The sequence below is a fragment of the Mycobacterium cajalii genome (assembly GCF_045809005.2).
GTDB lineage: Bacteria > Actinomycetota > Actinomycetes > Mycobacteriales > Mycobacteriaceae > Mycobacterium.
The window spans coordinates 6,009,427-6,023,351 of sequence record NZ_CM141436.1; the positions used below are offsets into that span (position 1 = coordinate 6,009,427).

At 67.4% G+C, this 13,925-nt stretch carries 12 protein-coding genes and 3 tRNA genes; 6 read left to right on the forward strand and 9 right to left on the reverse strand.

The genetic code is table 11. The annotated features are described in order from the left end of the window. Positions 1-49: 49 nt before the first annotated feature. The 3 genes from ACJ512_RS28875 to ACJ512_RS28885 all read right to left on the reverse strand — a co-directional run bounded on the left by ACJ512_RS28875 (position 50) and on the right by ACJ512_RS28885 (position 3,606). On the reverse strand, positions 50-1,123 hold the full coding sequence (locus ACJ512_RS28875; protein ID WP_461479920.1) for an FAD-binding oxidoreductase: 1,074 nt from the start codon (positions 1,121-1,123) through the stop codon (positions 50-52). Then, positions 1,120-2,802, reverse strand: a complete 1,683-nt coding sequence (hcp, locus tag ACJ512_RS28880) for a hydroxylamine reductase (RefSeq protein WP_407689131.1) — start codon at positions 2,800-2,802, stop codon at positions 1,120-1,122. Before hcp ends, ACJ512_RS28875 begins: the two co-directional genes overlap by 4 nt. 99 nt (positions 2,803-2,901) lie before the next feature. Then, on the reverse strand, positions 2,902-3,606 hold the full coding sequence (locus ACJ512_RS28885; protein ID WP_407689130.1) for a Crp/Fnr family transcriptional regulator: 705 nt from the start codon (positions 3,604-3,606) through the stop codon (positions 2,902-2,904). A 352-nt stretch (positions 3,607-3,958) separates the two neighbouring features. Between ACJ512_RS28885 and ACJ512_RS28890 the strand changes: the two genes are divergently transcribed. Beyond that, positions 3,959-5,215, forward strand: a complete 1,257-nt coding sequence (locus ACJ512_RS28890; protein ID WP_369736942.1) for an ISL3 family transposase — start codon at positions 3,959-3,961, stop codon at positions 5,213-5,215. A gap of 97 nt (positions 5,216-5,312) precedes the next feature. On the opposite strand, the gene ACJ512_RS28895 is transcribed toward ACJ512_RS28890, so the two are convergent. The 3 genes from ACJ512_RS28895 to ACJ512_RS28905 form a co-directional block, all read right to left on the reverse strand. After that, positions 5,313-5,489, reverse strand: a complete 177-nt coding sequence (locus tag ACJ512_RS28895) for a hypothetical protein (RefSeq protein WP_407689520.1) — start codon at positions 5,487-5,489, stop codon at positions 5,313-5,315. A gap of 559 nt (positions 5,490-6,048) precedes the next feature. After that, positions 6,049-6,121, reverse strand: a tRNA-Arg gene (locus tag ACJ512_RS28900). A gap of 23 nt (positions 6,122-6,144) precedes the next feature. Then, a tRNA-Ser gene (locus tag ACJ512_RS28905) sits at positions 6,145-6,236 on the reverse strand. A gap of 89 nt (positions 6,237-6,325) precedes the next feature. Between ACJ512_RS28905 and ACJ512_RS28910 the strand changes: the two genes are divergently transcribed. Both ACJ512_RS28910 and ACJ512_RS28915 read left to right on the forward strand, forming a co-directional pair. Beyond that, positions 6,326-7,399, forward strand: coding sequence for a pyridoxal phosphate-dependent aminotransferase (locus tag ACJ512_RS28910; RefSeq protein ID WP_407689521.1), 1,074 nt, complete (start codon positions 6,326-6,328; stop codon positions 7,397-7,399). Beyond that, complete coding sequence (locus ACJ512_RS28915; RefSeq protein WP_407689522.1) at positions 7,396-7,857, forward strand: DUF4334 domain-containing protein; 462 nt, start codon at positions 7,396-7,398, stop codon at positions 7,855-7,857. The genes ACJ512_RS28910 and ACJ512_RS28915 overlap by 4 nt, the downstream gene beginning before the upstream one ends. 13 nt (positions 7,858-7,870) lie before the next feature. Here ACJ512_RS28915 and ACJ512_RS28920 read toward each other — a convergent pair whose 3' ends face one another. After that, positions 7,871-8,461 carry a TIGR03086 family metal-binding protein gene (locus tag ACJ512_RS28920; RefSeq protein ID WP_407689523.1) on the reverse strand — a complete coding sequence of 197 codons (591 nt, stop codon included), beginning with the start codon at positions 8,459-8,461 and terminating at the stop codon, positions 7,871-7,873. A gap of 23 nt (positions 8,462-8,484) precedes the next feature. Between ACJ512_RS28920 and ACJ512_RS28925 the strand changes: the two genes are divergently transcribed. From ACJ512_RS28925 to ACJ512_RS28935, 3 genes are all read left to right on the forward strand, one after another. Then, the gene (locus ACJ512_RS28925; RefSeq protein WP_407689524.1) at positions 8,485-9,318 is read left to right on the forward strand and encodes a crotonase/enoyl-CoA hydratase family protein; all 834 of its coding nucleotides are present in this window, start codon (positions 8,485-8,487) and stop codon (positions 9,316-9,318) included. A gap of 19 nt (positions 9,319-9,337) precedes the next feature. Beyond that, positions 9,338-10,582 (forward strand): lipase LipE, encoded by a 1,245-nt coding sequence (gene lipE, locus ACJ512_RS28930; protein WP_407689525.1) that lies wholly within the window; start codon positions 9,338-9,340, stop codon positions 10,580-10,582. Between the two features lie 146 nt (positions 10,583-10,728). Continuing rightward, on the forward strand, positions 10,729-11,871 hold the full coding sequence (locus ACJ512_RS28935; protein ID WP_407689526.1) for an Rv2629 family ribosome hibernation factor: 1,143 nt from the start codon (positions 10,729-10,731) through the stop codon (positions 11,869-11,871). Here the strand turns inward: ACJ512_RS28935 and ACJ512_RS28940 are convergent. Both ACJ512_RS28940 and ACJ512_RS28945 read right to left on the reverse strand, forming a co-directional pair. Further along, positions 11,853-11,939: transfer RNA gene (locus tag ACJ512_RS28940), tRNA-Ser, on the reverse strand. The genes ACJ512_RS28935 and ACJ512_RS28940 overlap by 19 nt on opposite strands. A gap of 203 nt (positions 11,940-12,142) precedes the next feature. After that, on the reverse strand, positions 12,143-13,864 hold the full coding sequence (locus ACJ512_RS28945) for a transposase (protein WP_407689781.1): 1,722 nt from the start codon (positions 13,862-13,864) through the stop codon (positions 12,143-12,145). Positions 13,865-13,925: the final 61 nt, after the last annotated feature.

Sequence of the window (13,925 nt, forward strand, 5' to 3'; positions counted from 1 at the left end):
TCGCTTTCACTTCAGGTTTTTTCCGACTGCCACGCGAAGTTCAGCGCGGTCAGGCCGTGGTGAAAAAGCGTTCGGCAAAAATCTGTTCGCGAACCACACCGGCGTCCGTCAGCGCCGCGTAAGCTGCCTCGATCATGGGCGGGGGTCCGCACACATAGACATCCGGTCTCTCGTCGAGCATTTGCACCTCGGCCGCGGCGAGATCGACAGGATTGCCGGTGGCGCCTGGCCACCGGGTATCTGGGCGCCAGACCACGGTGTCGGCCCGAAAACCCGGCATCGTGTCGGCGAGTTCCCGTAGTTCATCTTGGGCAAAAACTTCGGTTTCGTAGGTGAGACCGAAGAACAGACGTGTCGGCTGGGGATCCCCCCACTCGGCCATTCGTCGCAACATTGACAGCAACGGCGACAATCCGGTGCCGCCGGCGAGAAACCAACGTGGCCGAAGGCCGTTCTCGGCCAGCGCGAATGACCCCTGCGGGCCAGAGACGGTGAGCACATCGCCGACGGCTGCCCTCTTTGTGAGGTACGTCGACATCAGACCACCAGGCAGCAGCCGGATGTAGAACTCCAGCTCACCGTCCCAGTTGGCGACGTTGGCCGGCGAGTAGGCGCGTCGGGCGTCGGTGCCCGGGACGGTGATTCGCACGAACTGTCCCGAGTCAAAGTTCAGCGACGATGGACCGTCGGGCCCGGCCAGTAGCGCGACTTTCACGCGTATCACGGCGTCGGCGACTCGATCCAAGCCGGTGATTTTGGCCTGATGCCGTGTCGGGGTCGCAGTGACGACCTGGTCGCGGTCATAGGGCAGATCAATCCGGCAGTCACCGCGGGGAAAGCTGCGGCACAACAGGATCCCGTTCTCGCTCTCGGGTACTTCGAGGACATCCGGGTCGTGTTTGCCCATGTCCACCTGCCCGGCGGCGAGCACGGCCGAACATGCCCCGCACCCGCCGGTCCGGCAAGTTGACTTCAACACCAGTCCCGCCGCCTCGGCGGCGGTGAGCACCGTGGTCTGCGAATCACAGGCGATTGTCGACTCTTCGCCGTCGGTGGTGACCAGAACGACGTCGTAGCAAGACAGTTCCCTGTCAGCGGTGATCTCGACGGCCTCAGTCATCATGCACCTAACATCGCGTCGGCCAGATCCTGGGCAGGGTCGCCGATGGGTTTGAGCGCGAACTGCTCGACCAGGATGTCGACCACGGCGGGGGTGAGAAACGCCGGCAGCGTCGGCCCCAGCCGGATGTTGCGGATTCCCATCGACAGCAGGGTTAGCAGCACTGCGGCGGCCTTCTGTTCGAACCAGGAGACGAACAGGCTCAACGGCAGGTCGTTGACCCCGCAGTCGAAGGCGTTCGCCAGTGCCAGCGCGATCTGCACAGCCGAGTAGCTGTCGTTGCACTGGCCGAGATCGAGCAACCGGGGGATGCCGGCGATGTCACCGAACTCGTGGTTGTTGAAGCGATACTTGTTGCAGCCCAGGGTCAGCAGCACTGTGTCGTCGGGTGCATGATCGGCGATGTCGGCATAGTAGCTGCGTCCGGGGGCGGCGCCGTCGCATCCTCCGATCAGCAGGAAGCGTTTGATCGCACCGTCTTTGACGGCCGCGATCACGGTCTCGGCGACCGACAGGACCGCGTCGTGCCCGAACCCGGTGGTGATTGACTCCGACGGCACCTCGGTGGTGAATCCGGGCAAGGACTGTGCGGCCTTGATAGCAACGGAGAGGTCGGCGGTGTCGAGGTGACGAACACCTGGCCAGCCCACCGGCCCGGTGGTAAAGATCCGGTTGCGATAGGCCGGCTGCGGCTCGATCAGACAGTTGGAGGTCATCACGATCGGGCCGGGAAAAGCGGTGAAGTCACGCTGTTGGTCCTGCCAGGCACCGCCATAGTTGCCGGCGAGGTGACCGTAGGCGTGCAGCCTGGGATAGCCGTGCGCGGGCAGCATCTCGCCATGGGTGTAGACGTTGATCCCGGCGCCCTCGGTGGCCTCCAGGATCTTCTGCAGGTCGTGCAGATCATGACCCGACACCAGGATGGCCTTGCCGACGACAGGGGTGATCCGCACCGGCGTCGGGACCGGGCTGCCGAAGCTGCCGGTATTGGCCGCATCCAGCATCTCCATCACCTGCAGGTTCACCGAACCCAGTTCAAGCGCGTGGGTAAGCAGGGCGTCGGGATCGGTGGGTGCGCCGGCCAGAAACGCCAGCGCGGATTCGATACCCCCGTCTGTCGCCTCGGTGCGATACCCCAGGGCGTGGGCATGATGCGCATAGGCACAGACCCCCTTGAGGCCATACAGATTGAGATTCCGCAGGCCGACCACATCTGGGCCGAGGACGGCCAGATCGGCGTCCACGCCGACGTCGGCAGCCTGGGCAACCACCGCGGAAATCGTCGTCGCCGGCACGAACTCGGCCGGACCGGAAAGGGTTTCCGGCTCAACGCCAATAGCTCGGGCTGCATTCTCGTAGGCCATCTTCGCCTGGTCGCGCATGTCGACCGCCGCGCAGATCAATCCCATGAACCGCGTGGGATTGAAGTTGACGTTAGTCAGTGTGGTGAACAGGTCGAAACTGGCGTGCGCGGCAAATCGCGGGTCAGCCGCTCCGAGCAGGCGGGCTCTGTGCGCGTACTGTCCGATACCGAGATTGACGTGAACCAGCACGTCTTGCAGGGCCGCGGTGGTGGCATCCTTGCCGCAATTTCCCCTCGTGCTCGCACAACCGAAAGCCAGCAGATCGGGGCGGCCAGGTGAATCGGTGCGGTCGGTTTGTTCGCACTGGTAGCAGAACATTGGGTTTCCTCCGGCGCCGGTGGGCGATTGACGAGCTCACGCTACGAACCGTCGGGAACAGTGGGTTTGACGTAGATCAATTCGGCCCTGTGGCGGTGGTCACAGAATCGAGACGTTTCGGGCATAGGTGTCCAAAGCGGCAACGTCAGGAATCCGTACGACTGCGCCGTCCGCGCGGATCAGCCCCCTGTCCGAGAGGGCACGCATGGCGCGCGAGAAGGTCTCGGGCGTCATACCCAGCCGTGACGCGAGAACCTGCTTGAGGGCGGGCAGCTCAATGCTGGTCGACCGTGCGCCGAGGCTGGTCTCGGCTGCCGGAGCACCAGCTGCCCCGCCCAGGTCGTAGGATCCGACCCCGACCGCGCCGAGGATGTAGGCGACGATCCGCTGGGTGGCGGATTGAAGAGACAACATGGCGATGTCTTGAATCGTGCTTTGCAGGCGGCGCGCCATCGATGCAAGCATGATGCGCGCCATCGCTGGGTTCTCGTCGAGCACCCGGTCAACGGTCGCAGCTGGGACGAACACCAGATGCGAATCGGTCAGCGCGGTGGCATCCACCGGATAGGGTTCATGTAAGAACATGACCGCGTGGCCGAAAGCGCTTCCCGGGCGAAGGATTTCCACTACCTTCACCATGCCTTCGGAATTTGACACCGAAAGCTGCATGAGGCCCTCGCGAACCATGTAGAAACCTGTCGATGGTGTTCCTTTACGGAACAGCACCTGACCCGAGGGCAGGAAGATCGCGCGGCTCTGCGCGGCCAGGAAGTCCACGTGTGCGGCGTCCAGCCCGTCGAACATGGGCGCAGACGCAATAGCTTGCCGCAAATCGTTACTCATCGAACCTGGCCTCGGCTTCCACTGTTAGACATTATTGCCTCAGCATGAGCCTTGCCGGTCACCCGGGTGATTTCGACTCCGAGGATTGTCACCGCTCCCGTCGGCGGCGACGAAGGTGCCGGTGTGGCACCATCATTGCTGACCTCCATCGCCAACTCGAGCACTACACTTCCGGCCGTGATCATCCGAGAGCTCGTGAATGGCTCTTGTGACGTTGTCGTGGGTTCGCTGACCTGGGAATTTGGGCGCAACGCCGTGTCCTGCTTACGTTTTGGACTGTCTAGGGTTCAATCCGCGAGAAGGAGCTACGGCGTTGCGCATGTCCAGGGTATTGGCGAGCGGTCTGGGTGACCAAAACATGGTGATCGAGGACGTGACGATCGAGACCGAGACCACGGGTCGGAAGCAGCCGAAGACCTCCGAAGTTCTGGTGTTCTCGGTGCGGCCCAAGGCGTCGCAGGCGGGCCGGTGCTCGCGGTGCCGGAAGCGGTGCCCGGGCTATGACGCGGGGGGCCGGGACGGGAACGGGATCAGGCGCTGGCGGACCCTGGATGTGGGGACCACAAAGGCGTATCTGCAGGCCGCGGCCCCGCGGGTGGCATGCGGCGAGCATGGGGTGGTGGTTGCGCATGTGCCGTGGGCGCGGCCGGGCGCCAAACACACCTGGGCGTTCGAGGACACCTGCGCGTGGCTGGCCGCGCACACCGCATTGAGTGTGCTCACGGTGCTGCTGCAGATCGCCTGGCGCACCGTGGCGGCGATCGTGACCAGGGTGGTGGCCGATGGCCGCGACACCAACGACCTGCTCGCCGGACTGTCGCGGATCGGCATCGACGAGATCGCCTACCGCAAGGGACATCGCTACTTGACGTGCGTGGTTGACCACACGACAGGCCGGCTGGTGTGGGCCGGCGAGGGCCGCAACCAGGACACGCTGGGCCGGTTCTTCGATCAGCTCGGCGCCGAGCGGGCCAAGCTGCTCACCCACGTCAGCTGCGACGGGGCGGAATGGATCCACGCCCTGGTGCGTGCCCGCGCGCCGCAGGCGCTGATTTGCCTGGATGGGTTTCATGTCGTGGCCTGGGCCATGAAGGCACTGGACAAGGTGCGGGTACGCACCATGACCCGCGCCGGGATCACCGATCGGCACGCCATGTGGGCGACCCGCAAGAACCCGGCTGACCTGTCCTGCGAGCAGCGCACCAGCCTCGCTAAGATCGCCGACACCAACCGCACCCTCTACCGGGCGTATCTGCTCAAAGAGCAACTACGCGAGGTGTTTCGGGTCAAGGGCACCCACGGGCGGCAGCTGCTGGCCGGCTGGCTGTCGTGGGCGTCGCACTCACGCATCCCCGAGTTCGCCGCGCTGGCCCGCAGCATCCGCCGCTACCGCGACCTCATCTGGAACACGCTCGATCACGGCCTGTCCAACGCCCGATCCGAAGCCACTAACACCCACCTGCGGGCATTAACCAAACGCGCCTACGGATTCCACAGCCCAGACGCACTCATCGCCATGGCCATGCTCACCCGAGGCGGCCTCTGCCCAGCACTACCCGGACGGAAATGACCCACTACAACGTCAGTAGATCCTCGTGAATAGAGGTTCTATAGCGAGCTATCGGTGACCCGGTGGGCTGCCGACAGATTCGCTGCGGGAAGGCTACTCACAATTGCGTTTTGGCGCAGAGGATGCGGATGCCAGTGACAATCTCGGTTTTGATCGCGATCATGGTTTCCACGGTCATGTTCACCCACGGGTGCAGTAGTTGTTCGTGACGGGCGATTTGTTCGGGGTCAGTGCTCGTGGTTGCCCACCCGGTGACCACGACGCTCCAGCCCACCCGCCACTGGGGTGGAGGTCGTCAGCTTCATAGCCCCCCCACCACACCGGCACCGGTGCTGAATCGCACCGCGCACGATGATCTGACCCTCGCCGACTAGGTGGTTGACCGGGCGGATTGTGGGCACGTCCTGCCCGTCCCATCCCCGCTGGTCGAGTTGAACGCGGCGAAAAGGGGCAGCTGTCCGAAAGGCCGAAAGTCGGCGTCGACTACGCCGACCTCGATTACGTGGTGTGCAACGAAGCCGGGCAGCCGTACCACCCAGACACGCTGTCCAAGATGTGGGCCAACACCGTCACCGCGGCCGGTGTGCCCCGAATCCGGCTGCACGACGCACGGCATACCTGCGGTACCACGATGCAAGTGCAGGGGCGTGCCGGCCGCAGTAATCGCGGCCTGGCTCGGCCACGCCGACGTGGCATTCACGATGCGAACGTATGTGCACTCACAGCCAAACGCGCTGGCCGACGGCGCGCGGAGTTTGGCACGAGTTGTGACAATCCGTGACAATGTTGCCGGTGCTTGAGCACCAAACCAGCCCATATCCGCTGTTAGAAAGCGCGCCCGAAGGGATTCGAACCCCCAACCTTCTGATCCGTAGTCAGATGCTCTATCCGTTGAGCTACGGGCGCTTGTGTTCAGTTGTGTGTGCTCCTGGCGGAGGCGAGAGGATTTGAACCTCCGGTCCCCTTTGAGGGGGACAACTCATTAGCAGTGAGCCCCATTCGGCCGCTCTGGCACGCCTCCATCGGACTTTCTGAGGGTACCCGACCCCTTTCCGGTCTCGCGGAACCGCCGGAGGCATAGCGTACACAGCCCCGGCATATGCTGTCGAAGTGACCGCCCGTCTGCGCCCCGAGTTGGCCGGGCTGCCGGTCTATATTCCGGGCAAGACGGTGCCGGGTTCGATCAAACTTGCCAGCAACGAGACGGTGTTCGGCCCGCTGCCCAGCGTGCGCGCGGCCATCGAGAACGCCACCGACGACGTCAACCGCTACCCCGACAGCGCCTGTGTGGCGCTCAAGGCCGCACTGGCCGAGCACGTGGGCCCGGGCTTCGGTCCGCAGCACGTCGCGGTCGGCTGCGGGTCGGTCAGCCTGTGCCAGCAGCTGGTTCAGATCAGTGCTTCGGCCGGCGACGAGGTGGTGATGGGCTGGCACAGCTTCGAGCTATACCCCCCGCTGGTCCAGGTCGCCGGCGCGGTCTCGGTCAAGGTGCCGCTGACCGAGCAGACCTTCGACCTCGACGCGATGCTGGCCGCAATCACCGACCGCACCCGGCTGATCTTCGTCTGCAACCCCAACAACCCGACCTCCACGGTCGTCGACCCCGGCGCGCTGGCCCGCTTCGTCGCCGCCGTGCCCTCCCACATCCTGGTCGCCATCGACGAGGCCTACGTCGAGTACATCCGCGACGGCATGGCACCCGACAGCCTGGCGCTGGTCCGTGCCCACTCCAACGTCGTTGTGCTGCGCACCTTTTCGAAAGCCTACGGGCTGGCCGGCCTGCGCGTCGGCTACGCAATCGGTCCCGCCGAGCTGATCACCGCGCTCGAGCAGGTCTACGTGCCGTTCTCGGTGACCAGCGTCTCCCAGGCCGCCGCGATCGCCTGCCTGCAGGCCGCCGACGAGCTGCTGGCCCGCACCGATGCGGTCGTCGCCGAGCGCACGCGCGTGGCCGCCGCGCTACGGGACGCCGGATACACCCTGCCGGTGTCGCAGGCCAACTTCGTCTGGCTGCCGCTGGGCCCGCGCAGCGCGGACTTCGTCGGGCGGGCCGCCGCCGCGCGCCTGGTGGTCCGCCCGTTTGCGCCCGAGGGTGTCCGGGTCACCATCGGGGCGCCGGAGGAGAACGACGCGCTGCTCGACTTCGCCCGCGACTGGATCACCCACCCCGAGGAGAGCCGATGACCCCGGCCCGCACGAAGTTCACCGAGCTCAAGGAACGCGGCGGCGCGATTCCCGACGCCGAACTCGACGAGTTCTGGGCGAGCCTGCGGCCCGCGACCGTCGAGCAGATGATCGGCGAGTGGAAGGGCGGCGAGTTCGTCACCGGACACAAGATGAACGGCCAGCTGGAAAAGGCCGGCTGGTTCGGCAAGACGTTCAAGTCCGCCCGCGACGTTCAGCCGCTGGTCTGCCTGGACGCCGACGGAAACAAGTTCTCCAACAAGGAGATGGGCAAGGGCGAGGCCAGCCTGTGGCTCGAGGAGTTCCGCGGCGAGGTCACCGCCACGATGGTCTACGACGGCCAGCCCGTGCACGACCACTTCAAGACCGTCGACGACGACGCGGTGATGGGCATCATGAACGGCAAGGGCGTGCTGGATGACGGCCGCTATTACTACTTCTACCTCGAACGGGTGTAGGGCTACCCGCACCTCACTTGACCCGGGCCGGATTGCGACCGGTGAACGCGACCAGCCGTTGCAGCGCGCCGGCTCCCTCGGGCGCCTCGACCGGGTCGTCGAACCCGGCCATGGCACGCAGCTCCGGCTTGATGATCCGGTGCCCCAGCTCCAGCACGTATTCGGCCAGCGGTTCGCGGGCATCGACGTCGCGGCCCACGGCCTTGGCGTAATCCCAGGCGTGCACCAGGAATTCGAGCGACCACGCGGCGCAGGCATCCCGGGCCGCCATCTTGCCCTTGCCGAACGCCACGCTGCCGTCCAGCCCGCGCCGGCGCCAGGCGTCCAGCGCCGGCCGGGCCGCGCCCACGATCTGGCGCTCCACCGAGTCGGAGTCGTCGCACGGCGGGATGTCGGCGTCCACCATGCCCCCGAGCGCCCTGATGGAGTTCAGCAGATGTCCGGTCAGCTGGCGCACGTCGTAGTCGGAACACGGCGTCTTGCGGGACAGGTCGTCGCTGGCGAAGGGGTGCACGACGTGCTGCAGCACCGTCAGGCAGGCCTCGGCGCTTTCCAGCTCGTCGGTCGGCGGGGAGTCTGGTCCGGGTCGCAAATCGCGTGGCATGTGCGTCACGCTACGGTCTCGGCATGGCCCACGAAGCAAGAGCGTACGAATCGGTCACCGTCGACACCCAGGACCACGTCGCGCGGGTGACGCTGATCGGGCCCGGCAAGGGCAACGCGATGGGGCCCGCGTTCTGGTCGGAGATGCCCGAGCTGTTCGCCGCCCTGGACGCCGACCACGACGTGCGGGCCATCGTCATCACCGGGTCCGGAAAGAACTTCAGCTACGGCCTGGACGTGCCCGCGATGGGCGGCACGTTCACCCCGCTGCTGGCCGGCGACGCGCTGGCCCGCCCGCGCGCGGAGTTCCACGCCGAGATCAGGCGCATGCAGAACGCGATCAGCGCCGTCGCCGACTGCCGCACCCCCACCATCGCCGCGGTGCACGGCTGGTGCATCGGCGGCGGCGTCGACCTGATCTCCGCCGTCGACATCCGCTACGCCAGCGCCGACGCCAAGTTCTCGGTGCGGGAGGTCAAGCTGGCGATCGTCGCCGACGTCGGCAGCCTGGCCCGCCTGCCGATGATCCTGAACGACGGGCACCTGCGCGAGCTCGCGCTCACCGGCAAGGACATCGACGCCGCCCGCGCCGAGAGGATCGGCCTGGTCAACGACGTGTTCGACGACGCCGAGGCCACCCTGGCCGCCGCGCACGCCACCGCGGCCGAGATCGCCGCCAACCCGCCCCTGGCCGTGCACGGGATCAAGGACGTCCTCGACCAGCAACGCGTCGCGGCCGTCTCGGAGAGCCTGCGCTACGTCGCCGCCTGGAACGCCGCGTTCCTGCCGTCGAAGGACCTGACCGAGGGCATCTCGGCGACGTTCGAGAAGCGCCCGCCGAATTTCAAGGGCGAGTGAGGCACGTACCCTCGCTGGGGTGACGCCCCAGACCCCCGACGGCAAGATCCGCGTCCCGGCCGACCTGGACTCGGTGACCGCGATCGGCGACGAGGACCATTCCGGCATCGACCGCGCCGCCGTCGAACGCATCTGGCAGGCCGCGCGGCACTGGTATGCGGGCGGCATGCACCCGGCGATCCAGGTGTGCCTGCGCCACGACGGGCGGGTGGTGCTCAACCGGGCGATCGGCCACGGGTGGGGCAACGCCCCGACCGACGCGCCGGACGCCGAACGGGTTCCGGTCGGCACGGACACGCCGTTCTGCGTGTACTCGGCGGCCAAGGGCGTCGCGGCGACCGTGGTCCACAGGCTCGTCGAGCGCGGCGCCTTCTCCCTGGACGACCGGGTCTGCGAGTACCTGCCCACATTCACCAGCCACGGCAAGGATCGCATCACCATCCGGCACGTGATGACGCACAGCGCCGGCCTGCCCTTCCCCACCGGGCCGCGGCCGGACGTCAAGCGCGCGGACGACCACGACTACGCCCTCGAGAAGCTGAGCGAGTTGCGCCCGCTCTACCGGCCGGGCCTGGTGCACATGTACCACGCGCTGACCTGGGGACCGCTGATCCGCGAGATCGTCTGGCGGGCCACCGGCAAGGAGATCCGCGAGATCCTGGCCACCGAGATCCTCGACCCGCTGGGCTTCCGGTGGACGAACTTCGGTGTGGCCAAGGAGGACGTCGGGCTGGTCGCGCCGAGCCACGCGACCGGCCGGCCGCTGCCGCCGGTCCTGGCGAAGATCTTCCGTAAGGCGATCGGCGGAACCGTGCACGAGATCATCCCCTACACCAACACCCCGATGTTCCTGACGACCATCGTGCCGTCGTCGAACACGATATCGACCGCCGACGAGCTGTCCCGGTTCGCCGAGATCCTGCGCCGCGGCGGCGAACTCGACGGGGTGCGGGTGCTGAGCGAGGCGACCCTGCGCGGCGCGGTGCGGCAGTGCCGGCGGCTGCGGCCGGACGTGGCGACGGGGCTGATGCCGGCCCGCTGGGGCACCGGGTACATGCTCGGGACGGACCGCTTCGGGCCGTTCGGGCGCAACGCGCCGGCCGCGTTCGGCAACCTCGGCCTGGCCAACATCGCGATGTGGACCGACCCGCAGCGCAGCCTGGCCGCCGGTGTCATCAGCAGCGGCAAGCCGGGGCGCGATCCCGAGCTGCGCCGCTACACCGCGCTGATGGACACGATCGCCGCGGAGATCCCGGCCGCCTGACAGCGCCGAGGAGGCAGCAGCGCGCGGTTCCCAGACAAGCAGGGCCAACCAGGTCGAGGACGGCGAATGGCACTTCTTCGACGACAGCGAGGGCGACCGCAGCTACTAGGGTTTTGCGCCCCGAAGCGCCGGGCAACCAACAAGGCATGCAATCTGAACGCTTCCGCAAGCTATTGGACGCACCGGGCCCGTTCGCGTCGGTCTACTTCGACGACTCCCACGACACCCCGGATGCGGAGACGCAGCTCGACCTGAGGTGGCGCGCGGTGCGCGAGCAGCTCGAGGAGCGCGGCGCCGACGAGTCCGTCATCGCCGAGATGGAACGCGCGGTGATGGAGCTGCGCCCGCCGATCGGGCGCAGCGGGCGGGCCATGGTGGCCGGCGCGGCGGGCGTCCTGGTCAACGAGCACCTGCAACGGCCGACCGCCGAGACCGTCGTCCGGGTGTCCGAGCTGCCCTACGTCGTGCCCGTCGTCGAACTGGGCTTCGAGCACCCGGACTATCTGCTGGCCGTGGTCGATCACGCCGGCGCGGACATCACCACGCACCTCGCCGGCGCGCTGCACACCGAGGCCGTCGACGGGGGCGGTCATCCCGTGCACAAGGCCGCCGGCGCCGAAACCCCCGGCTACAAGGACCCCCAGCTGCGCACCGACGAGGCCGCCCGCAAGAACATGCGTGCGGTCGCCGACCGGATCGCCGAGCTCGTCGACGGCAACGGCCTCGAGGTCGTCTTCCTGGTCGGTGAGATGCGCTCCCGCTCCGACCTGCTCGCGACGCTGCCGGAACGGCTGCGGGACAAGGCGATCCAGCTTCACGTCGGCGCCCGCCACAGCGGCCACGACGACGACGAGGTGCGCGACGCCATCGAGACCGAGTTCGCCAAGCGGCGGCTGAACGTGCTCGAGGACGCCGCCGAGCGGTTCACCGCCGAGATCGGGCGGCGGTCCGGGCTGGCCGCCGAGGGGTTGGGCCCGGTCTGCTCGGCCCTGCGGCAGGGCGCGGTCGAGACGCTGGTGATCGGCGACGTCGGCGACGCGACCGTGGTCGCCGACGATCCCATGACGACCGTCGCACCGAACGAGAACGTCCTGTCCGAGCAGGGCGCCGCTCCCGCCAAGACCTTTCGCGCCGACGAGGCGCTGCCGATGTTCGCGGTGTCCATCGGGGCGTCGTTGGTGCGCACCGACGAGCGCCTCGCCCCGGCCGACGGTGTCGGCGCGGTGCTGCGCTATGCGCCGACGCTGCACGAGACCGCCCACCAAACCGGCGGTGGCGGAGGGATTTGAACCCCCGGACGGTGTTAGCCGTCTCTCGCTTTCAAGGCGAGTGCATTAGGCCGCTCTGCCACGCCACCGCTGACCAGGGTAACGGGACTAGGTGGCTGGTGTCGAACGGCCATTGTGGGGGCGCTGGTTGACCGGTCGGGCTATTGGGCGATGCTCGTGTGGTCGTGAGCGGTTCCTAGCTCAGGTGAATTCGGTTGTCGGGATTGGCGATTCCGTTGCTTGGCTGGTCTACAGGCGGTCCTGGTGGGCCGGTTGGCATCGCCGACCGGCCTCAGGTCGTGGCGGCGGCCCAGTTTGCGCCTTCCCGGTGTAATCCGAGCACACCCAGGCGTGCGAGGTTGATCGCGGCGGCCAGCAGGGAGAAATCGGCGGCGACCTTGGTGGTGCCGCGCACGCGCGCACGGCGGCCGCCGTGGCGGCGGCGCATCAGGTGGCCGATCTTGCGTTCCACTTTCGGCCGGGTGGCCTTGTAGTCGGCGACCCAGCCCGGATCTGCTTGGGTGGTGCGAGCACGGGTGAGTTCGGCCTCGTAGCGGCTGATCGCGATGGTGCGCCCGGCGGTTGAGCTGGTGCACTGCTCGGCCAGTGGGCAGCAGGCGCAAGCCGGGCCGAACACCGCGTTGCCGCCGCCGCCCTTGGCCGGGCGGATCGGCACGGTCACCGCGCCCGGGCAGGTGACCGTGCCGACGTCGAGGTCGATGACGAAGCGGTCCTTGGCGTAGCGGCCACCCGGCGCGGTCGGTGGCTGCACCTTGGTGAAGATTTCCGCGCCCGCGGTTTCCAACACGGCCAGCAGTTTGCCCGCACCGTAGGCGGCGTCGCCGTAAACCGCCGGGCATCGCTGGTCTTGGGCTCCGCACACGCTGGGGGCGCTCCCGTCGCCATCACCATCACCGACCGCGCTGGCCGCGGTCGTCGTGCCAGCACTTGCACCGAGGCTCGAGTCGTCCTGAGGATCAACGCAATCTCCGTCGGCGGTGTTGGTGTCGCTGGTCACCGGAGTGGGTAGGTCGCCGGCCAGCAGGTCGGTGGCGGGTTGGGCGTCGCCGGCGTTGCCGGCGGTGACTTCGGTGGCGGTGATGATCTCGGCGTCGGGGTCGATCGCGATGTGACCCTTGTATCCGTCGAAACCCCGCGCGGAGGTCTTGTGGCCGTGGCGTGCCTGCGGGTCCACCGTGGAGATCACCCGATCGGCGGCCACACGGCGCGCGATGCGGAATATCCCGTCGGCGGCGTCTTGGTCGAGGTCCTGGCCGACCACGGTGGCCAACAGTTTGGCCGCCTTGTCCACCTCGGGCTTCAGCGCCTGCTCATCCAGGCAGGCCAGCAGCGCAGACGCGTCGCGGGCCAGCGCGTCCACCAGCGCCTCGCGCGCCGCCACGTCGTCGTAGTCACACACCGGTTTGCCGGCGCTGACGTAGTCGTCGTCGCGGGACAGCCGCGCCCGCAGCGCGGGTTGCAGCTCCGCGCCGGCGACCGCCAGCAGTCCCCGGATCGCCGAGCGGATCAATGTGACCGTGTCCATGGTGGCCACCGCGTCATACAGCGGGGTCGAGTCCAGCACCCGCTTACGGCCCACCAGCCCGGCCGCCTTGGCCGCTTGCAGGGTGACCTCAAAGATCCGGTCCGGGCGATCCGAGCGGGCCAGCCTCGCGCGCATGTCCACCAACACGGTGTGCACAAACCCCGGATAATCGAAGTCCAGCCCGCCCGCGGCATACTTCCACCGCGCGTCGAACGCGAACCGATCCACCGCCTCCCGATCCGAAAGCCCCTCGATGCGCTGCAACACCATCACCACCGCCACAATCATCGGCGGCACGCTGCGCCGGCCGACATCGGTGAACAAGTCGGCGAACATTTCATCGCCGAACAAGTTGAAGCACTCCCGGTGCAGCACGCTGTAAATCGAGTCCGGCGCCACCCGGCCCTCGCAGAAATCCACCGTCGACCGCCACAAATCCGCCTGTTTCGGCGTCAAACCCAAACTCACCCAACCATTCTCGCCGACCGCACCCGATTACCCGGTCAACGCCACGCGAAAAACACCAGCC

Excerpts from the sequence above, each read along its gene's own strand:
- ACJ512_RS28875 (WP_461479920.1), bottom strand. The coding sequence starts at position 1,123 with ATGATGACTGAGGCCGTCGAGATCACCGCTGACAGGGAACTGTCTTGC.
- hcp (WP_407689131.1), bottom strand. The coding sequence starts at position 2,802 with ATGTTCTGCTACCAGTGCGAACAAACCGACCGCACCGATTCACCTGGC.
- ACJ512_RS28885 (WP_407689130.1), bottom strand. The coding sequence starts at position 3,606 with ATGTTCGACGGGCTGGACGCCGCACACGTGGACTTCCTGGCCGCGCAG.
- ACJ512_RS28915 (WP_407689522.1), top strand. The coding sequence starts at position 7,396 with ATGACCCCGGCCCGCACGAAGTTCACCGAGCTCAAGGAACGCGGCGGC.
- ACJ512_RS28920 (WP_407689523.1), bottom strand. The coding sequence starts at position 8,461 with ATGCCACGCGATTTGCGACCCGGACCAGACTCCCCGCCGACCGACGAG.
- ACJ512_RS28925 (WP_407689524.1), top strand. The coding sequence starts at position 8,485 with ATGGCCCACGAAGCAAGAGCGTACGAATCGGTCACCGTCGACACCCAG.
- ACJ512_RS28935 (WP_407689526.1), top strand. The coding sequence starts at position 10,729 with ATGCAATCTGAACGCTTCCGCAAGCTATTGGACGCACCGGGCCCGTTC.